This is a genomic window from Streptomyces sp. NPDC056161 (assembly GCF_042268025.1).
In the GTDB taxonomy this organism is placed as follows: Bacteria; Actinomycetota; Actinomycetes; order Streptomycetales; family Streptomycetaceae; genus Streptomyces.
On record NZ_JBHJUV010000058.1, the window covers coordinates 11,286 to 37,027 of the forward strand.

Sequence of the window (25,742 nt, forward strand, 5' to 3'; positions counted from 1 at the left end):
AGTTGACTTGCAGGGGCGAGCGAAGCGACCCGAACGAATCCTCATGCACGACGGGAGGAAGCTCGTGACGCAGACACCCCAGCAGACTCCGTACACCACGAACAACGCAGGCATCCCCGTGGAGAGCGACGAACACTCGCTCACCGTGGGTCCGGACGGCCCCGTCCTGCTCCAGGATCACTACCTCATCGAGAAGATGGCCCAGTTCAACCGGGAACGGGTCCCGGAGCGGGTGGTCCACGCGAAGGGCTCAGGAGCGTACGGGATCTTCGAGGTCACCAACGACGTCAGCCAGTTCACCAAGGCCGACCTCTTCCAGCCCGGGAAGCGTACGGAGATGCTGGCGCGCTTCTCGACGGTCGCGGGCGAGCAGGGCTCCCCCGACACCTGGCGCGACCCCCGGGGCTTCGCGCTCAAGTTCTACACGGAGTACGGAAACTACGACCTGGTGGGCAACAACACACCGGTGTTCTTCGTACGCGACGCGCAGAAGTTCCAGGACTTCATCCGCTCCCAGAAGCGCCGGCCCGACAGCGGGCTGCGCGACAACAACATGCAGTGGGACTTCTGGACGCTGTCCCCGGAGTCCGCGCACATGGTGACGTGGCTGATGGGCGACCGCGGCATCCCGAAGACGTACCGCCACATGAACGGGTACTCCTCGCACACCTACATGTGGGTCAACGGCGGCGGCGAGCGGTTCTGGGTCAAGTACCACATGAAGACCGACCAGGGCGTCGACTTCCTCACCCAGGCCGAGGCGGACCAGCTGGCGGGCGTGGACGGCGACGTGCACCGCCGTGACCTGTACGAGTCGATCAAGTCGGGCAACGCGCCGAGCTGGACCATGCGCGTCCAGGTCATGCCGTTCGACGACGCGCCGGACTACCGCTTCAACCCGTTCGACCTGACCAAGGTGTGGCCGCACGGCGACTACCCGCTGATCGAGGTCGGCCGGATGACGCTGAACCGGAACCCGGAGGACTACTTCGTCCACATCGAGCAGGCCGCCTTCGAGCCGTCCAACATGGTGCCGGGCGTCGGCCCGTCCCCGGACAAGATGCTCCTCGGCCGCCTCTTCTCCTACCCGGACACGCACCGCTACCGGATCGGCCCCAACTACGCGCAGCTGCCGCCGAACCGGCCGCACGCCCCGGTCCACTCGTACGCCAAGGACGGCCCGATGCGGTACGAGCCCGCCGCCACCGGTGCCGTGTACGCCCCGAACTCGTACGGCGGGCCGGCCGCGGACGTCGCCCGGTTCGGTGACATCGCGGGCTGGCGGACGGCGGGCGAGATGGTGCGCGAGGCGTACGCGCTGCACCGCGAGGACGACGACTGGGGCCAGCCGGGCACCATGGTCCGCGAGGTCCTCGACGACGCGGCCCGGGACCGCCTGGTCTCCAACGTCAGCGGCCATCTGAAGCAGGGCGTCACCCGCCCGGTGCTGGACCGCGCGCTGCTGTACTGGCGGAACATCGACAAGGAGATCGGCGACCGGATCGCCCACGAGGTGAACGGCGACTGACCGCGGGTCGCTGAGCGCCGGGCTCGGGCAGGCTCGGGCCGGTGGGAACCGCGCGTCCGTCGTGGCGGGGCGCGCAGTTCCCCGCGCCTCTTTCGGGGCGCTCCCGTCGGCGTACGGCCTACGGCTGGTCACCCGGGTTCCACGGCTGGTTGCTGGGGGTGTCCGACGGTGTGTCCGACGGGAACGGGGGTGCCGGGCTCGTCGGCGTCCGCGACGGCGGCGCGGACGGCGGCGTCGGCGACTGGCTCCTCGTCGGCGGCGCCTCGGACGTCGCCGGAGCCGAGGAGGACGGTGTCTGCGACGGGGTCTCGGACGGCGGCTGCGAGGTGAAGGTCGGCGACAGGGTCGGCTGGACGGCCGCGCCCTGCGTGGTGTCCAGGTCGAACTTGGCCTCCTGTGTGACGCCGAACATGTAGGACGCCCAGATCTCGGCCGGGTAGCCGCCACCGTTGACGCGGCCGCTGCCCGGAAGCAGCCCGGTCGCGCCGGTCAGCGTGGTCTGGTTGTGCGTCTTGGCGTCCTCGCCGAACAGGCCCACCGAGGTGACCAGGTCGGGCGTGTAACCGCTGAACCAGGCGGACTTGTTGTTGTCGGACGTACCGGTCTTGCCCGCCACCTGCTGGCCCTTGCGCAGCGGGTTGCCCGCCACCGACTGCTTGGCCGTACCGTCGTCGACCACGCCGGTCAGCACCGAGGTCACCGTGTCGGCGGCCGTCCGGCTGATCACCTGGTCGCCGATCGGGTCGGGCATCTCGACGGTGCCGTCCTTCTTCTCCGCCGACTTCATGATCGACGGCGTGACCTTCTTGCCGTGGTTGTCGAACGTCGCGTAGATGCCGGCCATCTCCAGGGGGCTCGCGCCCATGGAGCCCAGGGTCTGTGCGGGCACCGCCTGCATGCCCTTGGTGTCCATGCCGAGCTCCTTGGCGGTGCTCATCACCTTGTCCATGCCCACGTCGACGCCCATCTGCGCGAAGACCGAGTTCACGGAGTCGTTCATGGCCTTCTGGACCGTGATGTCGCCGTAGCTCTGGTCGTCCTCGTTGGGCGGGGCGAAGCCGACCTTGCTGCCGTTGTCCGTGACCTGGTGGCGGCTGGTGCCGTCGTAGCGCGTGTTCACGCTGATCTGCTTGCCCTCCTGCGTCTGGGAGTCGTTCTCCAGCGCGGAGGCGAGGATCACCGGCTTGAACGTCGACGCGGGCTGGTAGTCCCGGCGGGTGGCGTTGCTGATGTAGTGCTTGTAGTAGTCGACACCGCCGTACAGCGCGACGATCGCGCCGGTCTTGGGGTCGACGGAGACGGCACCGGCCTGGACGTTCCCGTCGACCTTGCGTTTCTTCGGGTCGAGTTTGCTGGTCAGCTGGGCCTTGATCGCCTTCTCCAGCGTGTCCTGCTTCTTTCTGTCGATGTTCAGGGTGATGGTCCAGCCCTGGTCGACGACCGCGTTCTCCGCCTGGGACTGGGTCAGCCCCTGCTGGTCCATCAACTGCTGTTCCAGCTGCTGGTTGGCCAGGTCGACGAGATAGCCCTTCTGCCCGTCCAGACCGGGTGCGCCCGTGGGGTCCTTGGGCACCGGGAACTTCATGGCGTCGCGCTCGGACTTGGGCAGCCAGCCCTCCTCGACCATGTTGTTCAGGACGTAGTTCCAGCGTTCCTGCACCAACTTCTTACCGGTCGGCGAGGCGACCGCCCAGTCGTAGTCGCTGGGCGCCTGGAGCAGCGCGGCCAGGTAGGCGCCCTGCTCGACCGAGAGGTCCTGGGCGTCGACGTGGTAGTACGCCTGGGCCGCGGCCTGGATGCCGTAGGCGTTGCGGCCGTAGTAGCTGGTGTTGATGTAGCCCGCGAGGATGTCGTCCTTGGACTTCTGACGGTCCACCTTCAACGAGATGACCAGTTCCTTCAGCTTGCGCGTGATGGTCTGGTCCTGGTTGAGGTAGTAGTTCTTGACGTACTGCTGGGTGATCGTCGAACCACCCTGCGTGCCCTTGCCCGACAGGGTGTTGAGCAGGCCGCGGGCGGTGCCCCGCAGATCGACGCCGGAGTCCTGGTAGAAGGTCTTGTTCTCGGCGGCGACGAAGGTCAGCTGGACCTTCTTCGGCACCTTCGACAGGTCGACTATCTCGCGGTTGACCTCGCCCTTGCGGGCCAGGATCGTGCCGTCGCTGTACTTGTAGACGTTGCTCTGGCGCTGGGCCGCCGCGTTGCCCGCGGGGACGTCCACCACCATGTACAGCACGATGAAGGAGCCGATGCCGAGCAGGCACAGGCCGAAGAACGTGCCGAGGATCTTCTTCCAGGTGAACAGCCTGCGTATGCCCGACTTCCCGGACCCACGCGCCGCACGCGACGAGCGTCGCCGGGGCGCAGCGCGGTGGCCACCACCGTGCTGTCGCGCTCGTCTCTCTTCCGCTCGTCCCATAGGTCTGCTCGCTCCGCTTCCGTATCGGTCAGCTCAGAAAGCTAACACCCGTCTCTATGACTGAGAACTGTCGGTCTGTTCCGTTACGGGCGCCTCCATGGGCGCCCCTCTTACCCGAACCGACGACCGACGGGCGCCGAGGGTTGCTCAGTGGGGCAAAAGTGTGCGCTTCGCCAAACCCGGAACGGGATCCCGCAGCGCCCACCGGGCCGGCGGACGCGGGTCGCCGCGGCGGGGACCGGGCGACCGCTCCCGGTACGGACGCCAGGGGGCCGGAGGGCCGCCCCGGCACGGCCGCCAGAGGGCCGGAGGGCCGCCCCGGCACGGCCGCCACCTGTATCGGAACCGTGACAATCGGCCCCCACCTGCACAGTCGCAGGTCCGAACGCGATCTCTGCACTCCGCGTATACACGGCGCGTATACACCGTATGTAGAGTGTCGCCATGTCCATCGGTCACACCCTTCTAGGACTCCTGGAGTCCGGCCCCCGACACGGCTACGACCTGAAGCGGGCCTTCGACGAGAAGTTCGGTCACGACCGGCCGCTCCACTACGGCCAGGTCTACTCGACGATGTCCCGCCTCCTGAAGCACGGCTTCGTCGAGGTCGACGGGATCGAGGCCGGCGGCGGCCCCGAACGCAAGCGGTACGCCATCACGGACGCCGGGATCACCGACGTGGAACAGTGGCTGGCGACGCCGGAGGCTCCGGCGGAGTACCTCCAGTCCGTCCTCTACACCAAGGTCGTCCTGGCGCTGCTGACCCACCGCGACGCCGGGGTCGTCCTCGACACCCAGCGCGCCGAGCACCTGCGCAGCATGCGGATCCTGACCGACCGCAAACGCAAGGGCGACCTCGCCGACCAGCTGATCTGCGACCACGCCCTGTTCCACCTGGAGGCCGACCTGCGCTGGCTGGAACTGACCACCGCACGCCTCGACAAGCTCCGTGAGCAGGTGACCCGATGACCACCGCGCCCGCCGGTTCCCTGCTCGCCGCTCAGGACCTGCACAAGACGTACGGGCCGACCGTCGCGCTGGACGGCGCCGCGTTCTCCATCCACCCCGGTGAGGTCGTCGCCGTCATGGGGCCGTCCGGGTCCGGCAAGTCGACGCTGCTGCACTGCCTCGCCGGGATCGTGCCGCCCGACTCCGGCTCGATCACGTACGCCGGACAGGAACTCGCGACGATGAGCGACACCCGGCGCAGCCTGCTGCGCCGCTCCGAGTTCGGCTTCGTGTTCCAGTTCGGCCAGCTCGTCCCCGAGCTGACCTGCGTGGAGAACGTCGCCCTCCCGCTGCGGCTGAGCGGCACCGGCCGCAAGGAGGCCGAGCGGATCGCGCTCGGCTGGATGCAGCGGCTGGAGGTCGACAACCTGCGGGGCAAGCGGCCCGGTGAGGTCTCCGGCGGCCAGGGCCAGCGGGTCGCCGTCGCACGGGCCCTGGTCACCGACCCGCGGGTGCTGTTCGCCGACGAGCCGACCGGCGCGCTCGACTCGCTCAACGGCGAGCGCGTGATGGAACTGCTCACCGACGCGGCCAGGTCCACCAACGCGGCCGTCGTCCTCGTCACGCACGAGGCGCGGGTGGCCGCCTACTCCGACCGGGAGGTCGTCGTACGGGACGGGAAGTCACGCGACATGGAGCGCGCCGTATGAGCGCACGGCAGACGGCCAGGGATCTGGCCATGGGGGCCCGCTTCGCCGTCGCCGGCGGGCGCGAGGGGTGGACCCGGCTGCTGCTGACCGCCGTCGGCGTGGGGCTCGGCGTGACCCTGTTGCTGCTGGCCACCGCGGTGCCGAACGCACTCGACGTGCGGCACCAGCGCTCCGAGGACCGCGTGGACTACACCTTCGCCACCACCGTTCCGCCCCGGGCCGACAACACCGTCGTGGTCGCGGACGTCAACACGACGTACCGCGAGCGGGACGTCCTCGGGCGGCTGCTGGACCCGGAGGGACCGCGGGCGCCGCTGCCGCCCGGTCTGACCCGGTACCCGGCCAAGGGCGACATGGTCGTCTCCCCCGCGCTGCGTGACCTGCTCGCCTCGGACGACGGAGGGCTGCTGCGGGAACGGCTGCCGTACCGGATCGTCGGCACCATCGGGGAGAGCGGGCTCGTCGGCTCGCACGAACTCGCCTACTACGCGGGCGCCGACGGGCTGGCCCCGAAGATCAACGGCTCCAGCGTGGGCCGCATACACGCCTTCGGCGACCCGCACCCGACGCCCACACCGAGCGATCCGATCCTGGTCCTGCTCATCCTGGTGGTGTTCGTCGCGCTGCTGATGCCGGTGGCCGTGTTCATCGCCACGGCCGTACGGTTCGGCGGTGAGCGGCGCGACCGCAGACTGGCCGCACTGCGACTGGTCGGCTCGGACACCCGGATGACCCGGCGGATCGCCGCGGGCGAGGCGCTGGCCGGCGCGGTGCTCGGCCTGGTCCTCGGTGCGGTCTTCTTCCTGATCGCACGGCAGGCCGCGGGTTCGGTCGAGGTCTTCGACATCAGCGTGTTCCCGAGCTACCTGAACCCCTCCCCCGCGCTGGTCGTGATCGTCGCGGTCGCGGTCCCGGCCGCCGCGGTCCTGGTCACCCTGCTGTCCCTGCGCGGCGTCGTCATCGAACCGCTCGGTGTGGTCCGCACGGCGCGCCCGACGCGCCGGCGCCTGTGGTGGCGGCTGCTGCTGCCGCTGGCCGGCCTCGCGATGCTCTACCCGATGATCGGCCAGGGCCGGGACAACGGCAGCTTCAACCAGATCCTGGTCGTCGGCGGTGTCCTGCTGCTGCTGGTCGGCATCACCGCGCTGCTGCCGTGGGTCGTGGAAGCAGTCGTCGCCCGGCTCGGCTCCGGACCGGTCGCCTGGCAACTGGCGGTCCGACGGCTCCAGTTGAGCAGTGGCAACGCGGCCCGCCTGGTCAACGGCATCGCCGTCGCGGTGGCCGGCGCCATCGCCCTGCAGATGCTGTTCGCCGGCGTGCAGGGCGACTACACCGAGCAGTCGGGCAAAGACCTCACGCGTGCCCAGATGCAGATAGACCCCCCGAAGGACATCGACCTCGCGGCGACCGCACGCCGACTGGCCGAGACCCGTGGCGTACACGGGATCACGGTGCTGGCCAGCAGCACGGTCGGCAACAGGTCACGGCAGGGGGAATCGACTCGCAACGCCGGTCTGAACGTCGGCACCTGCGCCGCGCTGCGCGAGATCGCGACGCTGCCCTCGTGCCGGGACGGCGACGCGTTCGCCGTGCGGGGCGCGAGCTACGACCCGGACACCCCGACGCTGTCCAAGCCCGGCACGAAGCTCTACGTGGAGGACACCGCCGCCTTCGACGAACAGCGACGGAAGGACGTCGTGCTGACCGTCCCCGCAGGGCTGAAGCAGGCACGCCCGGCCGAGAGCCCGACCGGCGGCGATACCGGCGGCTTCCTGCTGACCCCGGGCGCGCTGCCCGCGGGGATCGCGAGCATGCTCCACGGCACGGTCTACCTGTCCCTCGACGCGTCCGTGCCCGACGCCAAGGAGTACGTGCGCAACACCGCGGCGCGGATGGACCCGCGGCTCGAACCGTTCGTCTGGATGGAGTCCAGGCAGTCCACCAAGTTCACCTCCATCCGCACCGGCCTGTTCGTCGGCGCCGCCTGCGTCCTGGTGCTGATCGGGGTGAGTCTGCTCGTCTCCCAGCTGGAGCAGTTGCGCGAACGCAAGAAGCTGCTGTCGTCCCTGGTCGCCTTCGGCACCCGGCGCCGCACCCTGGGCCTGTCGGTGCTGTGGCAGACGGCGGTGCCGGTCGCGCTCGGTCTGCTGCTGGCCTCGGCGGTGGGCCTGGCCCTGGGCGCGGTGCTGCTGCGGATGTCGGGCGCCTCACTGAGCGTGGACTGGGTGAGCGTGCTGTCGATGACCGGCTTCGGTGCCGCGGTCGTCCTGGGCGTGACGCTGCTCAGCCTGCCGCCGCTGCTGCGGCTGATGCGTCCGGACGGGCTGCGCACCGAGTAGCCCGTCCGGACGGCGGAATGGCCGGACGGGCGGAATGGCCGGACGGGCGGAATGGCCGGACAGGCGTTGTTCCTCGTCCGGCCGGCCGACGGGGCGGCGGGGCGGCGGCCGTCCGCTGGACGTGGTCGTGCCGTCGGCCGGAGAGTGGGTCCATGTCCCTCGACTCCCTCAAGGCCCTCATTCCGGACTACGCCCGGGATCTGAAGCGCAACCTCGACTCGGTCGTCGACGGCTCCGACCTCACCGCGCAGCAGTTGTGGGGCACGGTGCTGGCGACGGCCGTCGCCGTCCGCTCCCCCGTCGTCCTGCGCGAGCTGGCGCCCGAGGCGCGTACGAAGCTGACGCCCGAGGCGTACCGGGCCGCCAAGTCGGCCGCGGCCATGATGGCGGTGAACAACGTCTTCCATCGCACCCGCCATCTGCTGTCGGACCCCGGGTACGGCTCCCTGCGCGCGGGCCTGCGGATGAACGTCATCGGGGATCCCGGGGTCGACAGGACCGACTTCGAGCTGTGGTCGTTCGCGGTGTCCGCGATCAACGCGTGCGGTGTGTGTCTGGACACGCATGAGCAGGCGCTGCGCCGGGCCGGTCTCGGCCGGGAGACCGTGCAGGAGGCGTACAAGATCGCCGCGGTGGTGTATGCGGTGGGGACTACCGTTGATGCGGAGGCGCTCCGCTTGTAGGGGTGGGTTTGGGTGCGGGCGTGTTGTGGGGGTTTGCGGAGTTCCCCGCGCCCCTGAGGGGTCGTCGTCCGGGTGCGGCGGCGTTGTGGCTGGTCGCGCAGTTCCCCACGCCCCTTGAGACGGGCGTCCCCGCCGCCGGACGGGTGCGGGAGCGTCGTGGGGGATTGCGGAGTTCCCCGCGCCCCTGAGGGGTCGTCGGCCCAGTGCGGCGGCGTTGTGGCTGGTCGCGCAGTTCCCCACGCCCCTTGAGACGGGCGTCCCCGCCGTCGGACGGGTGCGGGCGTGTTGTGGGGGATTGCGGAGTTCCCCGCGCCCCGTGATCCTTGGAGGGGCGCTGTGGGGGATTGCTCACTGTTGGGGTGTGGGGGATTCCGTGTCGGTCGGGGTTGGTTCCTCTCGGGGGGCCGGGGGGTTCGGGCGGGTCCGGGTGGCGCTGCGCAGTGCTTGTTCCTGGGAGTACGCCCGCAGGTAGCCGACCACCGTGTTCGTGACCGCCACCAGGGGTACGGCGACCACGGCGCCGCCGATGCCCGCCACCATGCCGCCCGCGGTGACGGACAGCACGACCGCGAGGGGATGCACCCGCACGGCGCGGCCCAGGATGAAGGGCTGGAGGATGTGTCCCTCGATCTGCTGAACCGCCAGGATCACCACCAGCGTCATGCCCGCGGTGAACACGCCCTGCGTGACCAGGGCGACCACCACGGCCAGCGCGCCCGAGGCGACCGCGCCCACGAGCGGGATGAACGAGAACAGGAAGATGAAGACGGCGAGCGGCACGGCCATGGGGACGTTCAGGAAGAAGATCCCCAAGCCGATGAAGATCGCGTCGATCAGTGCGACCAGCACCGTGCCGCGGACGTAGGCCGTCAGTGTGCGCCATGCCCGCGGGCCCGCGCCGGCCACGCCGGGCCGGGCCGCGGCCGGCACCAGCTTCAGCGTCCACTGCCAGATGCGTTCACCGTCGTAGAGCAGGAACAGCGTCGAGAAGAAGACCAGCAGTATGCCGGTCAGCGTCTCGACGACGACCTGTACGCCCTCCAGGCCGGCCGACGTTATCTGGTCGGTGTTGGCGCCGACCGCCTCCCGCAGGGACTTGGCGATCTGGTTGATCTGCTTGTCCGTGACGTGGAAGGGGCTCTGCAGCAGCCATTTGCGCAGATCGTCGATGCCGCTCTGGACCTGGTCGGAGAGGTTGTCGATGTTCTCCATGACCTGCCAGGTCACGAACCAGCCGATCAGCCCCATCACGACGAAGCCGAGGATCGCGGTGAGGGCGGTGGCCGGGCCGCGTGGCACGCCGTACCGTTTCAGCCTGGCCACCGTGGGCTGGAGCAGCGCGGTGACCAGGAGTGCGATGACGAACGCGAACACCACCAGCTCTATGGAACTGATGACGCGCATCAGCACCCATACCGTGCCCGCCAGCACCAGCAGCCGCCAGCCCGCCTCGGCGGCGACCCGCACGCCCCAGGGCACCGCCTGCGCGGGATCCGGGCGGACCACGATCGGGCGCTCGGCCGGATCCCGGTGGCCGGCGGGCAGGGGCTCGGTCTCGGGTGCGTCCGGTGGATCCTCGGTGTGCTGTTCCGCCGCCGCCACCCTGCGCTCGTCCAACCGTTCGCCCATCTGCGTCAGTCCGGCTCCGACCCGGCCGAGCCATCCTGGCACTCGCGACATGATGCGTCCTTCTCCCGCATGTCCCCGGGTGCGCTCCACCACTCCTCCCAGGAATCTTCCGTACGACCGTACATGGCAACAGCCCCTCCCCGTAGGACGGGAAGGGGCTGCGCGGGGTTGAGCGGGACGGCGGGCAGTCGTACTTATGCGGGCTGCTGCCGTACGTGTCTCAGTACCAGTTGTTCGCCTGCCAGAACGACCATGCGTCGCACGGGCTGCCGTAACGGCTGTTCATGTAGTTGAGGCCCCACTTGATCTGGGTGGCCGGGTTGGTCTGCCAGTCCGCGCCCGCGGAGGCCATCTTGGTGCCGGGCAGCGCCTGGAAGAGTCCGTAGGCGCCGGAGGAGGCGTTGACGGCACGGTAGTTCCAGCTGGACTCGTGGTTCACGATGTTGCTGAAGCACTGGAACTGGCCGCTCGCCACCATCTGGCGTGCCATCGCCTGGATCTGGGCGACGGTGTAGGAGCCCTGGACGGCGAAGCTGGAGCTGGAGACGGTGCTCTGGCTCTCCTGCTTCTTCTTCTCCTCCGCGCGCTTCTTGGCTTCCTCGGCGTCCTTCTCGGCCTTCGCCTTCTTCGCGATCGCGGTCTCTGCCGCCGCCTTGCGGGCCGCCTCCTCGGCGTCCTTCTTGGCGCTCGCGTCCGCGGCGATGGCCTGTGCGTCCGCCTGCTGTGTCAGGGAGGCGGTCTGCACCTGGGCCTGGTGTCCCGCGGGGATGTCTGCGAGGAGCGTCGCGTCGCTGGCCGTCGGGTCGGCGTCGTTGTTCTGTGCGACGCTGCCCGAGGCAACTCCGACAACGCTTCCGACGGCGGTGACCGCGGTGGCCGAGGCCACTGCGAATCCCCGGACCGAAATCCGGCTCACACGGTTTCCTTCCAGCATCGCCCGCTTCGGTGACCCTGGCGGACGCAATCGTGCCCCTGGCACTGGCCTCCCAACTGCGGGGTCACGGGAGGCGCGGGCCCGGTGGGCAACTCCCGGCTCGGGAGCGCCGCGTGGTGCTCGGGCGGCATACGACGACGCTATGGAGTTGACCATGGTGCTGTTGGTGTGCCGTTGTGCTGGGGGCACAGGTGTGTCGTATGCGGGGCCTGACAGGACTGAGACTCTGCCGTAACCCGACGCCGGTAGGCAATTCCGAGTTGCGTGTGAAAGCTCACATCCCGTTCGGCCCTGGAATTTCTCCGGATCCTCCGGACACCGCGGCGCCGCCCGGCTAGGCTCAAGCCTTTGCCGGACGGCGCCAACCAGCGAGTAACCGACCCCTAGTTGAACAGTCGGGTCAGATGCGTCCGTCCTCCAGCATTTCGGTCACAAGCGCGGCGATCTGGGACCTTTCGGATCGCGTCAGGGTGACATGCGCGAACAGCGGATGCCCCTTCAGTTTCTCCACCACGGCGACCACACCGTCGTAGCGGCCGACCCGCAGATTGTCCCGCTGTGCCACGTCATGGGTCAGCACCACCCGAGAATTCGCACCGATCCGGGACAGAACGGTCAGCAGTACGTTCCGTTCGAGTGACTGCGCCTCGTCCACGATCACGAACGCGTCGTGCAGAGAACGTCCGCGGATGTGGGTCAGCGGCAGGACCTCCAGCATCCCGCGCGCGGTGACCTCCTCGATGACCTCGCGACTGGTGACCGCGGAGAGCGTGTCGAAGACCGCCTGCGCCCACGGGCTCATCTTCTCGGCCTCGGTGCCCGGCAGATACCCCAGCTCCTGCCCGCCCACCGCGTACAGCGGCCGGAAGACCATCACCTTCTGGTGCTGGCGGCGCTCCAGGACCGCCTCCAGACCCGCGCACAGCGCCAGCGCCGACTTGCCGGTGCCGGCCCGGCCGCCCATCGACACGATGCCCACGTCCGGGTCGAGCAGCAGATCGAGGGCGATCCGCTGTTCGGCGCTGCGGCCCTTGATGCCGAACGCCTCCCGGTCGCCGCGCACCAGGCGGACCGTGCCCTCCGCCGTCACCCGGCCGAGCGCGTTGCCGCGCTCCGACAGGATCGTCAGACCCGTGTGCACCGGCAGGTCGGCGGCCTCGGGAACGTGGGCGTGCCCCTCTTCGAAGAGGATGTCCACCTGTTCGCCGGCCAGCGTCAGCTCGGACATTCCGGTCCAGCCGGAGGAGTCCGTGATGGCCAGTTCCGCGCGGTACTCCTCGGCGAGCAGGCCGACGGAGGACGCCTTGATCCTGAGGGGCAGATCCTTCGAGACGACGGTGACGTCGAACCCCTCGGCCTGCAGATTGCGGGCGACCGCGAGGATGCGCGAGTCGTTGTCCCCCAGGCGGTAGCCGGTGGGCAGCACGCTGGGGTCCGTGTGGTTGAGCTCGACCCGGATCGTCCCGCCGAGGTCCCCGATCGGGATGGGGGCGTCCAGGCGGCCGTACCGGACCCGCAGGTCGTCCAGCAGACGCAGGGCCTGCCGGGCGAAGTAGCCGAGTTCGGGATGGTGCCGCTTGGCCTCCAGCTCCGTGACCACCACGATCGGGAGCACTACCTCGTGCTCGTCGAAGCGGGTCAGGGCATTCGGGTCGGCCAGCAGGACGCTGGTGTCGAGAACATAGGTGCGCCGGTCGGGCTTGTGGCGCTTTGTGCTGGTCACCACGGAAGGACGTACCCCCTCGGATGAGGTCGGGGAGCGACGATGGAGCTGGGCCGGTCGTCGGCCGCGATGCACGCACGCGGGCCGAGAACCGGCCCTCCGCGGCTTTTCCGTGCAGTGACCGCACGGTCGGGCTGGTGCAAAGGGCCTCCCGGGCGGGCAGCCCCGTGCCGCCCGCTGAGATCCGACACCCGTGGTTCGGGCGTCGGCCTGCTTGCCTTATGCCCTCCACGATGCATCGCCATGCAAATGCATGGCACGGCGCACCGATGAACTCCTTGTTACTTCCACCACAACAACCGCGAACCGGACGTTTGCCGCATGGATGGTCCGAGAGCCTTGCGCAGCCCGGCCCGGCCCGTCGTTCAGCCGCCGTAGCGCCGGTGTCGCGCCGCGTAGTCACGCAGGGCGCGCAGGAAGTCGACCTTGCGGAAGGCCGGCCAGAAAACCTCACAGAAGTAGTACTCGGAATGGGCCGTCTGCCACAGCATGAATCCGGACAGCCGCTGCTCGCCGCTGGTCCTGATCACCAGATCGGGATCGGGCTGGTCACCCGTGTAGAGGTGGCGGCCGATCATGTCGACGTCGACCGAGTCGGCCAGGTCGTCCATGGCGACGCCCTTGTCGTGGGCGTCCAGGATCATCGAGCGCACGGCGTCGGCGATCTCCTGCCGGCCGCCGTAGCCGATGGCGACGTTGACCAGTATCCCGTCGACGTGGGCCGTCGTCTCCTCGGCCTCCTTCAGCGCCAGCTGCATCGGGGAGGGCAGCAGGTCCGGGGTGCCGACGTGGTGCACGCGCCAGCGGCCGTCCGCCGCCAGGGTGCGTACGACGTCCTCGATGATGCCGAGAAGCGGGACCAGCTCCTCCTGGGCGCGGTCGAAGTTGTCCGTGGACAGCAGCCACAGGGTGACGACCTCGACGTCCGTCTCGGAGCACCAGCCGAGGAACTCGCCGATCTTGTCCGCGCCGGCGCGGTGACCGTGGACGGTGCTGGATCCCGCGGCCTTCGCCCAGCGGCGGTTGCCATCCATGATGACGCCGATGTGCTTGGGCACCTGAGCGTGGTCCAGGTGACCTTCCACCCGGTGTGCGTACAGCCTGACGAGGAGGCTGCGCAGCTTGTCGCGCAGGTTCACGTATTGTCAGCCCCTCCATACGGTGCGGGTACGTCCCCGCGGGCCCGCAGCCTACTCCTGCGGGGCTTCAGCTGGGTTCCGGGGTGCGCTTCGTGGGCGGGTCGCGCGCGCCTCTCATGGGGACTGCGTACGCCTGCGGAACGGTTCCACGCGCGCCCCGAGAAGAACCCGGACAAACCCCCGAACCGGCACGCGAACCGGCACGTGGACCGGCGTACGGAAGGCGCATGAAAAAACGGGCCGGTCCGTGGGGGGGAGACGGACCGGCCCGAGGGGGGGTTTCCACCATAACCCTTCGTGAGGGATTTCGGGTGCATCGGCATGCCACAACTACTCTCCGAAGTCGCCCGGCGACACCCAGATGCCTCTGGAACCCGTCATTCAGATGCTTTCCATGGCTGATTCACAGCGGATTCCCAGGCAATCGGACCGCGCGTCGATGGATAGACAGGCACCGAGCGTCACCGCGTCCGACACGCGGAGCGCCGCGCCGTCCCTCCGACGGGCGACCCCGGACAGCGAACGGTGGCTTGACGGGCGCACAGAAGCATTCCGGCACCGCGCAGCCCCCTCCACCGCACGGTGCCGACCGCGCGGTTTTGCTCACGCGAATTACCTTGGTCTGAACTTAGGGGAGAGGTTCCGCAGATACGAGACGCTCGCGGTAACGATGTGGAAACCGCATGGGCACGCGACGCCGGAGACCATCCGGGGACGACGCGCCCGGAACCCGGGCCCGCGCCCGTCCGCCCACCCGCAGTGAGCGGCGGTTCCCGGCCAAATCCGCAGCGCGCCCCGTGGGCCGGGCCGTCAGCGGTCCGGTTTGCGGGCGTCGAACAGGTGCCTGGTGCTGTGCGCGACGAAGGAGCCCTCGGCTTCGATCCGCTCGTGCAGCGCACGGAGCCGGGGCTCGTACGCCGCCACGGTGAAGCCGGGGACGATCCAGACCACCTTGCGCAGGAAGTGGACCACGGCGGCGATGTCGTGGAACTCCATGCGCAGCCGCTCCGCCCGCAGGTCGACAATCTCCAGCCCGGCACGCTCGGCGCCTGCGCTCTCGTGGTCGGGGTGGCGGCTGCCGCGGATCCGCTCCGGCTGCGGGCCGAGGAAGTACTCGACCAGCTCGAAGACGCTCGCCGGGCCGACGTGCTGCGCGACGTAGGCGCCGCCCGGAACCAGCACCCGGGCGATCTCGTCCCAGTGCGGCCGTACCGGATGACGGCTGAGGACCAGGTCGAAGGTCTCGTCGGCGAAGGGCAGCGGGGCGTCCTCCGGCGACGCGACGACCACGGCACCACGCGGGCGCAGCAGGGCGGTGGCCTTGGCGACGTTGGGCGGCCAGCCCTCGGTGGCGGCGAGGAGCACGGGCCGGGCCGGGGCCGCCGCGCCCAGCGCGAAGTCGAACACCTCACCGCCCCCGGTCTGGATGTCCAGCGCCGCGGTGGCCGCGGCCAGCCGGCCGGCCGCCGTACGGGCATACCCCCAGGACGGCCGCCCTTCGTCGGCCCGCCCCTCGAACCAGGAGAAGTCCCAGCCCTCGGTGGGCACGGCGGCGCCTTCGGCGACGAGTTCTTCGAAGGAACGCCCACGGCCGGCGCGCGGTGTCCCATCACCCGCACCCGCAGCCGCACCTGCTGCCGCTGCGCTCACGCTGGTCTCGTCCATGGGGAGATCGTCGCAGGACCCCTTCCCCGACCGCTCCTGATTTTCTCCTCGGCCCTCGACCTGCCCCACCCCCTAGTGTTCCGAAGATTCCGTCATCTCCCCGCCCGCAGATCCCCCTGGCCCTGCGAATCCCCCGGGCCCTGCGAACCCTCCGTACCCTCCGAGTCCTCCGTATCCTCCGTACCGGCCGGGGTCCGCAGGACGAGGAGGACGTGTCCCTCGTCGTCGAGGCCGCCGCCGGAGTCCTCGAAGCCGTGCCGCTGGAGGAGGCGGACGGATGCCGTGTTGCCCGCGAACGGGTCGGCGTACAGCGGCCGGGTGCGCTCCTGCCGGAGGAAGAGGCCGAGCGCGCGGGACCCGACGCCCCGCCCCCAGTACGCCCGCCCCAGCCAGTACCCGACGAACCGCCGGCCGTCGTCCCCCCAGGAAACGATGTTCCCGGCGATCTCGCCGTCCTCCGTGACGGTCCGCACCAGGGAGTCGGGATCGCCCAGCACCCGGCTGCGCCAGTGCGTCAGGAAGGCGTCCCGCTCCCGGGGCGTGAACCTCGACCGCCGGACGGCCTCCGGATCGTGCTCGTAGGCGAGGAAGATCTCCAGATCGGCATCGACCACCGCACGCAGTTGGACGACCCCCGTCGCCGCAGGCATGCCACGCCCTTCACCCGACCGCCCCGTACTCATTCCCGTGCTCATCCCCGTCCCCCTCCCGGTACCGGACCTGTCTCCGGCTCGGACTCCGTCTCGGCAACCGAGTCTGGCAGGCCCCACTGACAATCCCCGGGCGTCGGACGCCTACAGCCGGATGCCTGCGACAGGAGATGCCTACGGCAGGAGAGGCTTACGACAGGAGGGGCTTACGACAGGAGGGGCTTACGACAGGAGGGGCCGGACCTCCTCGGCGGCGAACCGCACGAAGCCCTCGGGGTCCGGCTCGTCCCCCGTCGGCTCCAGGACCACGGCGTCGGCCCCGGCGACCGCGTACTGCCGTACGGCGTCGGCCACGGCTGCCGCGTCGCCGGCGACACCGACGTCGGTCCCGGCCCGCGCTCCCCGGGCGGCCAGTTCGGCACGCACCCGGGCGGCGGCATCCGCGCCGGTGGCCGTGAGCAGATAGACGACGACCTGGTGCGGCCCGCTGCGCCCCGCCGCCGTACGTCCCTCGTCGATGAGCTGCCGGGCCCGGCGGACGCCGTCCGGCGACGTGTCCGACGTGAGAATCGTGCCGTCGGCCGCCTCGCCGGTCAGCCGCAGCGTACGGGGGCCGGTGGCACCGGCGAACACGTCCACGGCCGTCTCCGGCGGCCAGTCGAGTGCGACGTCGTCCAGCTTGACGTACCGCCCCTCGACATTGAGCCGCTCACCGCGCAGCAGGGCGCGCAACGCCTCCAGGTGCTCCCGCAGCAGTGTCAGCGGGGACTCGGCGCGCGCCCCGACCTGCCCCATCCACTCCTGCACACCGTGCCCGACACCGACGACGGGCCGGCCCGGGAACATCCGGTGCAGCGCGGCCACTTCCATCGCCGTGATGGCAGCGTTCCGCAGCGGCACGGGCAGCAGCCCGACTCCGATCCGCACCCGCTCGGTCCAGGCGAGCGCGGCGGCCGCGGTGGAGATCCCGCCCTCGCGGAAGCAGTCCTCCCACAGCCAGAGTTGCTCAAGACCGGCCGCGTCCGCCAGCCGCACCACCGCCTGAAGCCGCTCCGGGGGAAGCTGGGGTCGGAAGACAGCGCCGAGTTCAGTCATGGGGAGTTCCTATCCTGCACGCGAGTGATCGAAAACCTGTTTTCGTCTGCGCGTCAGCCGTGAGTCCGCCGGATCCGCTCTCCCCACCGCTCCCCTGCCTTGCCGCCCTGCCCTGCCCTGCCCTGCCCTGCCCTGGCAGACGAGCGGACGAGCCCGTGCGCTCCACACACAGCGCGCCAGGTCGGCATTGAACCTCTGGATGGTCGCGACCGTTGTAGAGACACGCGCCGAGGCCGCCTCATACCGCCGGAGGGCCTTCCACCTCTTTCGGCGGCGTGAGATCGGCTATGTTCTTCGGCGTTCTGTGCGGATCGAGTCAACTCACCACAGGAGTGAATGTGGCAGACGAGATGTCCATGCCGGATTCTCAGGAAGACCCTTCCCAGAATAATCCCCTCTGGCACAACGAATACATGGACCTTAGGGAATTCGCAAACTTCGAGGCCATGCAGGCGACGTATCTCAGTCTGGATATGGCCAATATGAACCTCAACGAAACCTCGAATGAATATGCTACCAATTTGCGCGAAATGGCAGAAATGTACCCCCAGTACATACAGGCATACAACTACCACTATCGCCCACAACTGATTCCGCCGGAGGTGCGCGTGGAGAGCGCCACGCCCCCTGACCGGCAGTCACCGTCGCGCCAGTCTCAGGTAGCCGCTGCTGCTCACTCGCAGCCGGAAGGCCTTTCGGCTTCCTGGACACGGCGCCCGCCGGAACAGGGACAAGATCGAAGGGGCGGTTCAAGTCAGAGCACAAGTCAGGGCGCCGGTTCAAGTCAGAGCACTGGTGCAAGGAAGAAGCAAAGGAGGAAGTGACTTCGCTCGCAGGGCGGCGTCAGGGCTTCGGCGAGGCGGTGCGCCGTCCGTTTCGTGATCACGTAAGTCCGGCGTCGTTTCCGGACGGCTTCCGGTTCGTCAGCGGTTGACGGCTTGGATCTCCTGTACGACCACGTCCTGCGTCGCGCCGAACGAGCCATCGGGCAGATCGCCACCGGCGCCACCGGTACCGGTCCAGGTGATCTTCCAGGTGACCGTGGCCCTGAGCGGGTACGAACGCCCACCCGAGGAATGCAGGTACTTCACGCCGCACGGCGGAGTCCGCTCGGCCTTGCCCCGCGCATAGGGCTCCCCGATGCCGCCACTGCCGCTGATCTCGCACACACCGGATGCCGGATAGGTGACGGCGTCCGCGGTGCCCGGCTCGATCTTCAAGGAGAGCGGCTCCGCCGTCGCCGTCGCCGTCAGACCGAGCACCGGAACCGACGCAGTGACAGAAACCGGCTTGAACTCGGCACCGTCGAGCCAGGCCCAGGTCGGCAGATTCACCTTCGTCTGCCCAGCGGGCGCCAACGTCACCTCCGTACCCGGAACACGGATCTCGTTGTAGGCCAGACCAGCCAGAATCTCCGGAGTGATGGCATTCTTCACATCGGCAGGTGGGGCATCGCCCTCGTCCACCCAGAAGTATTCCTTGTCGAAACAGGCGTCCCAGCCCGGAGGGTAACTCTCGTTGACGTACGAGCCCCACCAGTAACCCTTGCCCGTCTTATCCTTGTTGAAGCCCTTGTCAGGATCGAGGGCGTTGTACTTCTCGCGCTGCTGGGCATCCCACTCGGAACCCGTCGAATCGGCCGCCCAGATCGGTTCCAGATACGCCTGCAACTTTTCCGGAGTGTATTTCGGCGCATACCAGCAGGCCGGCGGCGTCCAGGAAGTGGTCGACGTCAGCCGACCCGCGGAGTTGCCGGTGCCGTTCTTCGAACGGTCGAAGACTACGGCGCCGACGGTGACAGAGAGGTCGCCTTTGTCACTGACGTTGGCTTGCTGCTGCGTATCAGTCGACTCCAACGTGCCTCCGGTAGGTGAATCGTCGGCGCTCGCCATGCCAGGGCAGGCGAAGAACGACAGACACACGCAGGCAGCAACCACACCAAGAATCTTCTTGCTTCCATTTGTCAGGGCTGGCACTTGGCGCTCCCCCTCTGTGAGTCGATCCTCTGGATCGCCCAGACGCCCTTGTCGTTCTTCTTGAGTGAAGTGTGATAGACCACGTAACTTTCAGAAGTGACCTTGGTCTTTCGGGCCTCGTTGGTCTTCAGATCCTTCACGTATGCCTTCCCCTGATCCTCGCAATAGCTGAGGGAAGCACTGCCGCCCTTTTCGACGGCCACTTCAGGGGCATAGAAGCGGTAGGCCCCCGTGATGCTGACCTTGGCGTCCACGTATTCCTGAATGAACTTCTGCGCGCCGGCGGCCGCTTCACCCTCGTAGTAGTAGAGGTACGCCTTGTCAACTGCGTCCTGGTTCACGATGGCAAGGTCCACCGCCTTGATGGACTGCTCTCCATCAGCCAGGATCGCGTCCTTGTCCTTGTCACCCGTCCTGGGCCAGTCGAAGGTATACGAAAGGTCGGACGGCAGTTCGATCTTCGGGCGGCCGGCGCTCATCGAAGCCGACGCGGTCGGGGATGCCGACGCCTCACTCCCTGTGTCCGCGCCCGCGATCTTGTCGTTGTCCTTCCCCTTGGGACTGTCATCGCTCCCGCACGCGGACAGCGACAGGGCCGCAGTGGCGGTCAGCGCGATCGCTGCGAGCAAGGTGGGGCGGCGGTTCACGGTCGGCTCCCGGTGACTTGAGACTTCACTTCAGCGCACCAACGCTATCCAGGGACCACGGCACCACACCAGGATGACACCGCTCGACTGACGCCGCGTATGAGCCCAAATCACCTCTTCACCAACTCTGTTGCGATGCAACCGTTACCTCGGATGCCAGCCCGTTCGCGATGCACTGCGGCGAATCCGACGCTCCGAAGTGCTTCGAGGTCGAGCTACGGCCGACGCAACGCCTGTCTGCACCTTGAGACCGGCGGTCAGTGTCAGGGAGTGACACGCTCACCGATTACGGAGCGCTTCACGCCGGCTAGTTGGGCTCGGGAAAGTGCCTCAGGCGAGATCTCTTGCTCGCCGCCGGTCCGCGCTCCAACGAGCTGGTAGACCAGAAACAGACGCCTCGGGCCAGGAACCGCGACTACTCCAGCAAAACGTGGGTCGCCGGCGAACCAGACTGTCGCCACTTGAGCGGTCTTCTCGGTGTCACAGCCACGGCCGAGACGACGCCGCCACCACACGGATCGCACATGACCGTGAAGGATGACCTGAACCAAGGTGTCTGGTTGGTCAGGATTAGGAAACGCAAGCCAGACATCACCGAGCTTCGCCCCGGGGATTTGCCCAATCCCGCTCTCAGGAGTCTCTTGACTCCGCCACGGGTACACCTTCAGGATTCGGCGCATCTGCACGGCTGAGACAATGTACTGACGCTGGATAAAAGCTCGGTACAACGCGTAGAGGGAGACTGGCAACAAGAACCACATCGACCATTTCCCCAGAAATATCATGAGCACGAAGGCGCCGAGGCTCATTACTGGCCAGAGTACCTGACCAAGAACGGCGAAGGTGAATAGTTTTGTCCAGGCGCCTTTAGTTGCGGCATCGTCCCAAGCGACGGAAGACGCCGGTGAGTTTGACGTGGAGGACATGTCACACTTCGCCATCATGGGTCGGTAGCGGGTTGCCGAAGGTAACCATGCGAGCAGTCTCCCGTAGCAGGTTCCGGTAGTGGTCGCTGTGGTGCGTGGCCGTTGTTGAGAGAGTAAGGATGGCCAGCCTCCGCGCATCTGGATACGGCACGTAGGCGGCGACCTGAAGCAACTCCTGCGTCAGGCCCTCGATCTGTGGCGTAACGCGGGTTTCCACCAGAGAGCCGGGACCACAAGGAAGATCGAGGGTCTCCCTGTGCACAGCATCGGACACCGCCCCAGCGGAACGAGCGGCTGTCACGCTGCGCGGCGCCCAAGCGGTTTCCCGCCAGGCGAGCGTAAAGAGCGACAAGAGCAGGCTGTCGTCTCCCTCGTCGTCGCGATGCACTCCCACCGAACAGTGGATGACCCGGTTCCACGCCAACATATAGGTGAGACGGCGCACCAGTGCAAGAAGGGGCACAATTTGTTCCCGGCCCGGAGAGCCGTCCAGCACCGCCAAGCGTTCGGCCGAAGGACCGCCCACGTGCTCCTCGCCCCCCGGCGCGCTCTCCCCTGCGAGAATCCTCTCGACAGGAAGCGGTATGAAGCCCGGTGGGAGCGCGAACCAGATATCCGCGTCGGGCATCTGCGCGGACGGGTCAATGGCGAAGGCGTCCGAGCTCATGAAGCTTCCGACACCCCCCTGAAGAGGTACTTCAGAATGCTGGCCGTGCCCGTCCCGTCAATCGCGCCTGTTCGAACTCCGTCCAGAACGTTCGACGTCACCTTGGCCCCGTCGCTGTCCAAGGTGTCGTAGACGCTACCCGCAAGCCCGTAAACGGCCGTTCCCGCCCCGAGCCATGTTGCCGTCGTCTCCACCTTCGGCAGGATCTGCTCAGTACGCGCCCCGAAAACCCTCATGCCTTCCAGCACGCCCGGTGCATCGGAGATCGCGACGGCCTCCTCGCGGATCGACACTCCAACCGTGGCAACCTTCTGCGTGAACGTGAAAGTCTCGTCTGCCGCACGCGCTGCGGCAGACAACGCTTCGGGTGCCTTCAGGAGTCCCTTGCCCACGGCCCCGATCCCCGGGATGGCGCCAAATCCATCTCCGACAACGGCAATGGTATTGGTCCAGAAGTCAAGGTCGAGTTCACCCTTCGTGAATCCGTCTTTCAAGGAAGCGAGCACCTCGTCGTCCTGCAGCCGCAGAGCAAGTGCTGTTCCGCTGAACAGCGCCGCACCGACGAGAAGCATCGCCACCGCAAGCGGTCCGGTCGCGAACAATGCGATCACGCCCAAGACCGCCGCACACGCGCTGAGTATGTCGGGCAAATTGTCGCCCAGCCAGTCCGTGAACCTGTCCCACGCACCCGGCTCGTGCGGAGCTAGTTTCGTCGTGGCATCGCTGATCTTTTCCGCCCGGTACCGGGCCTTCCCCTCGTGCTCTTCGGCGAGTCTCCTCGCCTTGGCAATGATCTTGTCGAGTTCGGCCTGGGCTTCCTGGACAGCGGTGTTGGCGTGGGTGACCGCCTTCTGGGCGTCGTCGTGACGGGTACCCTTCTTGTCCAGGCCGGGATCTTTCTCCGCCTTACTCGCCCGGCCCTGAGCGGTGTCCAACGCCGCCCGCGCGTCCTTCGCATCGTTCTCCAGGCGTCGGGCTCGACTCTGGAAGTCGTCGAGTTCGCCCTCCCACCGTTCCAGTTGCTGGGCGGCCTTGTCGATGGAGCGCACGGCATTTTTCAGATTCAGCGGAAGCGGCCCGCTCTGCAATTCCTCACGGAAAGCAACCGCGGCGTCACCCTTCCAATAGCTTCCGTCCGTTAATTTGGTCACCAGGTCATGGCTCTCCTCCAGAACCCTGGCACAGTTCCCGAGTTTCTTGTACAGATCACGTACCGTGTCCGTGCTGCCCGGCGCAGGGTTGAAACCCAGATGCGGGTAATCAGGGTTCACGGTGAACCTGCCGACTTACCCTTGCCCGCCGCGGCCTTCTTCAGCGCTTCTTCGAGGGCCTTGTCCACTTCGTTGTAACTGTCCTTGCTCTGACCGATGATCTTCGCAAGGCCCTCGGTCTGCTCGCCGATCTGTTCGGTGCCGTACTTCCAGTCCTCCTGGAAACTTTCACACGCGGCATCCAGGTCGTCCGTGCCCAGCCCGGTCACGGTGGCATCAGTCAACGCCCTACGGAGGCCCCTCAGGGAGTCGCTCGATTTCCTCAACATCTTCATGAAGTGGGCAAGTTCATCGTCATCAACGGCCAGCCGGTCCGCCATTCGGTCTGCTGCCTCTCCCCGTTGCTTACGGCGTGCATGAGCCTGCCAGCGTATCCCTTTCCCCCCAGGACGAGCCGGACGATCCCCCGCGCGGATGGCGGGAGTTCGCCTGACCGCGCCCCTTCCGATCCAAGGCGGTCAGCGGTTGACGGCTTGGATCTCCTGTACGACCACGTCCTGCGTCGCGCCGAACGAGCCATCGGGCAGATCGCCACCGGCGCCACCGGTACCGGTCCAGGTGATCTTCCAGGTGACCGTGGCCCTGAGCGGGTACGAACCCCCACCCGAGGAATGCAGGTACTTCACGCCGCACGGCGGAGTCCGCTCGGCCTTGCCCCGCGCATAGGGTTCCCCGATGCCGCCACTGCCGCTGATCTCGCACACACCGGATGGCGGATAGGTGACGGCGTCCGCGGTGCCCGGCTCGATCTTCAAGGAGAGCGGCTCCGCCGTCGCCGTCGCTGTCAGACCGAGCACCGGAACCGACGCAGTGACAGACACCGGCTTGAACTCGGCCCCGTCGAGCCAGGCCCAGGTCGGCAGATTCACCTTCGTCTGCCCAGCGGGCGCCAACGCCACCTCCGTACCCGGAACACGGATCTCGTTGTAGGCCAGACCAGCCAGAATCTCCGGAGTGATGGCATTCTTCACATCGGCGGGCGGAGCGTCGCCCTCGTCCACCCAGAAGTAGTCCTCATCGCAGGCGTCCCAGCCCGGGGGATAGCTCTCGTTGACGTATGAGCCCCACCAGTAGCCGTCCCCGGTCTTGTCCTTGTTGAAGCCCTTGTCGGGATCGAGGGCGTTGTACTTCTCGCGCTGCTGGGCATCCCACTCGTAACCCGTGGAATCAGCCGCCCAGATCGGCTCCAAGTACGCCTGCAACTGTGCCGGTGTGTACTTCGGGGCATACCAACACGCGGGGGGAGTCCAGGACGTGGTCGACGCCAATGGGCCCGCGGAGTTTCCAGTTCCGTTCTTCGAATGGTCGAAGACGACGCCGGCCACGGTCACCGAGAGATCGCCTTTCCCATTGGTGTTGGCCTGCTGTTCGGACTGGCGGTTTCCGTCCTCCCCACGCCCACCGGCATACGCCACGGGAGCCATGAACACAGCAACACAGGCACATACGAGAACACTTGCGCCTCTTGCACAGTTCACTACGGCTGGCACGCCTTGTCCCCCCGAGTAGATGAAACGACAGTGGTCTGCCAAACCCCCGCGGAGTTCTTCACCAGCTTGGTGTGGTACAGCACGTAGCTATCCGCTGTCGTCGGCGTGTTCTTCACCTTGTTGGTCTTCTTGTCCTTGATGAACGACTTGCTCTCGTCGGAGCAGTAGGTGACGTACGCCCCGTCGTCACCCGAGAGAGACACCTTGTAGTCGTAGTAGCGGGTCTCACCGACCCACGTATGCCCCTTGTCGATGTATCCGAGCGCATAGGAGATCGACCCGCTCAGCGCCTTGTCCCGGTTGTAGAAGCCGAGCGCCTTCGTGTCGGTGGTGCCCTTGAGGATGGCTTCGTCAACGGAGTTGACGCTCAACGTGCTGTCCGCGAGCGCCGCGTCCTTCGTCGCGTCGCCGGTCTTCTCGTACTCGAAGACGTTCTTCGCGTCCGACGGGAAGGTGATCTTCGGACGAGCGGCGGAGTCCGAAGCGCTCGGGCTCGGGGAGGCCGACGTCTCCTTCCCCGTGTCCGCGCCCGCGATCTTGTCGTTGTCCTTCCCCTTGGGACTGTCATCGCTCCCGCACGCGGACAGCGACAGGGCCGCAGTGGCGGTCAGCGCGATCGCTGCGAGCAAGGTGGGGCGGCGGTTCACGGTCGGCTCCCGGTGACTTGAGACTTCTCTTCAGCGCACCAACGCTATCCAGGGACCACGGCACCACACCAGGATGACACCGCTCGACTGACGCCGCGTATGAGCCCAAATCACCTCTTCACCAACTCTGTTGCGATGCAACCGTTACCTCGGATGCCAGCCCGTTCGCGATGCACTGCGGCGAATCCGAAGTTCCAGTTGTGCACAGAAAATGGCCAACGCCCCTGCATACACGTTCGGACAGCGCGGAAGACTGCCGCAGGAGGTGTCCGGGATGGGGCGTTGGCGGGACGGGCAGGGGACATTGATTGTTCGGGGGGAGAGAGGTGAGGTCTCGGTTCCGTTGGAGATCGCCGCCTCTTATCGGGCCCGCACCCGAGGGCTGCTCGGGCGGGACGCCGTCAACGGGGCGATCATGCTCTCGCCCGCCGTCAGCGTGCACACCTTCGGCATGCGCATCCCGATCGACGTCGCCTACCTCGATCGCCGTCTGAACGTCATCGCCGTACGCACCATGAAACCGGGGCGACTCGGGCTGCCCCGGCTCCGTTCCCGGCATGTACTGGAGGCGGAGGCCGGGGTGATGGCGGGATGGGGTGTGCGGGTCGGGGGGATGGTGGAGATCGCGGCGGAAAGGGGTGCGGAGGGCGGGTGAG

21 protein-coding genes and 1 pseudogene are annotated in these 25,742 nt (G+C 67.7%); 7 read left to right on the forward strand and 15 right to left on the reverse strand.

The genetic code is table 11. The features are described 5' to 3' along the window. Positions 1-64 precede the first annotated feature (64 nt). Positions 65-1,528: a catalase gene (locus ACFC09_RS37330; RefSeq protein ID WP_376535964.1), complete on the forward strand. Its 1,464-nt coding sequence runs from the start codon at positions 65-67 to the stop codon at positions 1,526-1,528. A gap of 118 nt (positions 1,529-1,646) precedes the next feature. Here the strand turns inward: ACFC09_RS37330 and ACFC09_RS37335 are convergent, their stop codons facing one another. Continuing rightward, on the reverse strand, positions 1,647-3,947 hold the full coding sequence (locus ACFC09_RS37335) for a transglycosylase domain-containing protein (RefSeq protein ID WP_376535966.1): 2,301 nt from the start codon (positions 3,945-3,947) through the stop codon (positions 1,647-1,649). A 444-nt stretch (positions 3,948-4,391) separates the two neighbouring features. Between ACFC09_RS37335 and ACFC09_RS37340 the strand changes: the two genes are divergently transcribed. The 4 genes from ACFC09_RS37340 to ACFC09_RS37355 all read left to right on the forward strand — a co-directional run bounded on the left by ACFC09_RS37340 (position 4,392) and on the right by ACFC09_RS37355 (position 8,627). Then, the gene (locus ACFC09_RS37340; RefSeq protein WP_376535968.1) at positions 4,392-4,916 is read left to right on the forward strand and encodes a PadR family transcriptional regulator; all 525 of its coding nucleotides are present in this window, start codon (positions 4,392-4,394) and stop codon (positions 4,914-4,916) included. Then, positions 4,913-5,605 (forward strand): ABC transporter ATP-binding protein, encoded by a 693-nt coding sequence (locus ACFC09_RS37345; protein WP_376535970.1) that lies wholly within the window; start codon positions 4,913-4,915, stop codon positions 5,603-5,605. The genes ACFC09_RS37340 and ACFC09_RS37345 overlap by 4 nt, the downstream gene beginning before the upstream one ends. Next, positions 5,602-7,944, forward strand: coding sequence for an ABC transporter permease (locus tag ACFC09_RS37350; protein ID WP_376535972.1), 2,343 nt, complete (start codon positions 5,602-5,604; stop codon positions 7,942-7,944). The genes ACFC09_RS37345 and ACFC09_RS37350 overlap by 4 nt, the downstream gene beginning before the upstream one ends. 152 nt (positions 7,945-8,096) lie before the next feature. Beyond that, complete coding sequence (locus tag ACFC09_RS37355; protein WP_376535974.1) at positions 8,097-8,627, forward strand: carboxymuconolactone decarboxylase family protein; 531 nt, start codon at positions 8,097-8,099, stop codon at positions 8,625-8,627. Between the two features lie 348 nt (positions 8,628-8,975). Here ACFC09_RS37355 and ACFC09_RS37360 read toward each other — a convergent pair whose 3' ends face one another. The 7 genes and pseudogenes from ACFC09_RS37360 to ACFC09_RS37390 form a co-directional block, all read right to left on the reverse strand. Continuing rightward, a complete protein-coding gene (locus tag ACFC09_RS37360; protein ID WP_376535976.1) occupies positions 8,976-10,307 on the reverse strand; it encodes an AI-2E family transporter in 1,332 nt (443 codons plus the stop codon). 169 nt (positions 10,308-10,476) lie between these two features. After that, positions 10,477-11,190, reverse strand: coding sequence for a transglycosylase SLT domain-containing protein (locus ACFC09_RS37365; RefSeq protein ID WP_376535978.1), 714 nt, complete (start codon positions 11,188-11,190; stop codon positions 10,477-10,479). A 400-nt stretch (positions 11,191-11,590) separates the two neighbouring features. Continuing rightward, positions 11,591-12,916: a PhoH family protein gene (locus ACFC09_RS37370; protein ID WP_376535980.1), complete on the reverse strand. Its 1,326-nt coding sequence runs from the start codon at positions 12,914-12,916 to the stop codon at positions 11,591-11,593. A gap of 362 nt (positions 12,917-13,278) precedes the next feature. Next, a complete protein-coding gene (locus ACFC09_RS37375) occupies positions 13,279-14,052 on the reverse strand; it encodes an isoprenyl transferase (protein ID WP_376535982.1) in 774 nt (257 codons plus the stop codon). Between the two features lie 810 nt (positions 14,053-14,862). After that, the gene (locus ACFC09_RS37380) at positions 14,863-15,717 is read right to left on the reverse strand and encodes a methyltransferase domain-containing protein (protein ID WP_376535984.1); all 855 of its coding nucleotides are present in this window, start codon (positions 15,715-15,717) and stop codon (positions 14,863-14,865) included. 197 nt (positions 15,718-15,914) lie between these two features. Next, a pseudogene (locus ACFC09_RS37385) lies at positions 15,915-16,367 on the reverse strand (GNAT family N-acetyltransferase); the annotation flags it as partial. 222 nt (positions 16,368-16,589) lie between these two features. Further along, positions 16,590-17,462 carry an LLM class flavin-dependent oxidoreductase gene (locus tag ACFC09_RS37390; RefSeq protein ID WP_376535986.1) on the reverse strand — a complete coding sequence of 291 codons (873 nt, stop codon included), beginning with the start codon at positions 17,460-17,462 and terminating at the stop codon, positions 16,590-16,592. 338 nt (positions 17,463-17,800) lie between these two features. On the opposite strand from ACFC09_RS37390, the gene ACFC09_RS37395 reads away from it, so the two are divergent. Further along, entirely contained in the window at positions 17,801-18,286 is a 486-nt protein-coding gene (locus ACFC09_RS37395; protein ID WP_376535988.1) for a hypothetical protein, read from the forward strand. 99 nt (positions 18,287-18,385) lie between these two features. On the opposite strand, the gene ACFC09_RS37400 is transcribed toward ACFC09_RS37395, so the two are convergent. The 7 genes from ACFC09_RS37400 to ACFC09_RS37430 all read right to left on the reverse strand — a co-directional run bounded on the left by ACFC09_RS37400 (position 18,386) and on the right by ACFC09_RS37430 (position 25,086). Continuing rightward, a complete protein-coding gene (locus ACFC09_RS37400) occupies positions 18,386-19,354 on the reverse strand; it encodes a hypothetical protein (RefSeq protein WP_376536034.1) in 969 nt (322 codons plus the stop codon). A gap of 71 nt (positions 19,355-19,425) precedes the next feature. Next, on the reverse strand, positions 19,426-20,085 hold the full coding sequence (locus tag ACFC09_RS37405; RefSeq protein WP_376535990.1) for a hypothetical protein: 660 nt from the start codon (positions 20,083-20,085) through the stop codon (positions 19,426-19,428). A 927-nt stretch (positions 20,086-21,012) separates the two neighbouring features. Beyond that, positions 21,013-21,678: a hypothetical protein gene (locus tag ACFC09_RS37410; RefSeq protein ID WP_376535992.1), complete on the reverse strand. Its 666-nt coding sequence runs from the start codon at positions 21,676-21,678 to the stop codon at positions 21,013-21,015. Further along, entirely contained in the window at positions 21,675-22,949 is a 1,275-nt protein-coding gene (locus tag ACFC09_RS37415; RefSeq protein ID WP_376535994.1) for a hypothetical protein, read from the reverse strand. Before ACFC09_RS37415 ends, ACFC09_RS37410 begins: the two co-directional genes overlap by 4 nt. Further along, positions 22,946-23,269: a hypothetical protein gene (locus ACFC09_RS37420; RefSeq protein WP_376535996.1), complete on the reverse strand. Its 324-nt coding sequence runs from the start codon at positions 23,267-23,269 to the stop codon at positions 22,946-22,948. Before ACFC09_RS37420 ends, ACFC09_RS37415 begins: the two co-directional genes overlap by 4 nt. A gap of 138 nt (positions 23,270-23,407) precedes the next feature. Further along, the gene (locus ACFC09_RS37425) at positions 23,408-24,373 is read right to left on the reverse strand and encodes a hypothetical protein (protein ID WP_376536036.1); all 966 of its coding nucleotides are present in this window, start codon (positions 24,371-24,373) and stop codon (positions 23,408-23,410) included. A 53-nt stretch (positions 24,374-24,426) separates the two neighbouring features. Then, a complete protein-coding gene (locus ACFC09_RS37430; protein ID WP_376535998.1) occupies positions 24,427-25,086 on the reverse strand; it encodes a hypothetical protein in 660 nt (219 codons plus the stop codon). A 274-nt stretch (positions 25,087-25,360) separates the two neighbouring features. Between ACFC09_RS37430 and ACFC09_RS37435 the strand changes: the two genes are divergently transcribed. Further along, positions 25,361-25,741 (forward strand): DUF192 domain-containing protein, encoded by a 381-nt coding sequence (locus ACFC09_RS37435; protein WP_376536000.1) that lies wholly within the window; start codon positions 25,361-25,363, stop codon positions 25,739-25,741. The last annotated feature ends 1 nt before the right edge of the window (position 25,742 follow it).

Coding starts and splice junctions, on each gene's coding strand:
- ACFC09_RS37335 (WP_376535966.1), bottom strand. CDS start 3,947: ATGGGACGAGCGGAAGAGAGACGAGCGCGACAGCACGGTGGTGGCCAC.
- ACFC09_RS37340 (WP_376535968.1), top strand. CDS start 4,392: ATGTCCATCGGTCACACCCTTCTAGGACTCCTGGAGTCCGGCCCCCGA.
- ACFC09_RS37345 (WP_376535970.1), top strand. CDS start 4,913: ATGACCACCGCGCCCGCCGGTTCCCTGCTCGCCGCTCAGGACCTGCAC.
- ACFC09_RS37350 (WP_376535972.1), top strand. CDS start 5,602: ATGAGCGCACGGCAGACGGCCAGGGATCTGGCCATGGGGGCCCGCTTC.
- ACFC09_RS37355 (WP_376535974.1), top strand. CDS start 8,097: ATGTCCCTCGACTCCCTCAAGGCCCTCATTCCGGACTACGCCCGGGAT.
- ACFC09_RS37360 (WP_376535976.1), bottom strand. CDS start 10,307: ATGTCGCGAGTGCCAGGATGGCTCGGCCGGGTCGGAGCCGGACTGACG.
- ACFC09_RS37365 (WP_376535978.1), bottom strand. CDS start 11,190: ATGCTGGAAGGAAACCGTGTGAGCCGGATTTCGGTCCGGGGATTCGCA.
- ACFC09_RS37380 (WP_376535984.1), bottom strand. CDS start 15,717: ATGGACGAGACCAGCGTGAGCGCAGCGGCAGCAGGTGCGGCTGCGGGT.
- ACFC09_RS37390 (WP_376535986.1), bottom strand. CDS start 17,462: ATGACTGAACTCGGCGCTGTCTTCCGACCCCAGCTTCCCCCGGAGCGG.
- ACFC09_RS37400 (WP_376536034.1), bottom strand. CDS start 19,354: ATGGCGAGCGCCGACGATTCACCTACCGGAGGCACGTTGGAGTCGACT.
- ACFC09_RS37410 (WP_376535992.1), bottom strand. CDS start 21,678: ATGAGCTCGGACGCCTTCGCCATTGACCCGTCCGCGCAGATGCCCGAC.
- ACFC09_RS37420 (WP_376535996.1), bottom strand. CDS start 23,269: ATGGCGGACCGGCTGGCCGTTGATGACGATGAACTTGCCCACTTCATG.
- ACFC09_RS37425 (WP_376536036.1), bottom strand. CDS start 24,373: ATGGCTCCCGTGGCGTATGCCGGTGGGCGTGGGGAGGACGGAAACCGC.
- ACFC09_RS37435 (WP_376536000.1), top strand. CDS start 25,361: ATGGGGCGTTGGCGGGACGGGCAGGGGACATTGATTGTTCGGGGGGAG.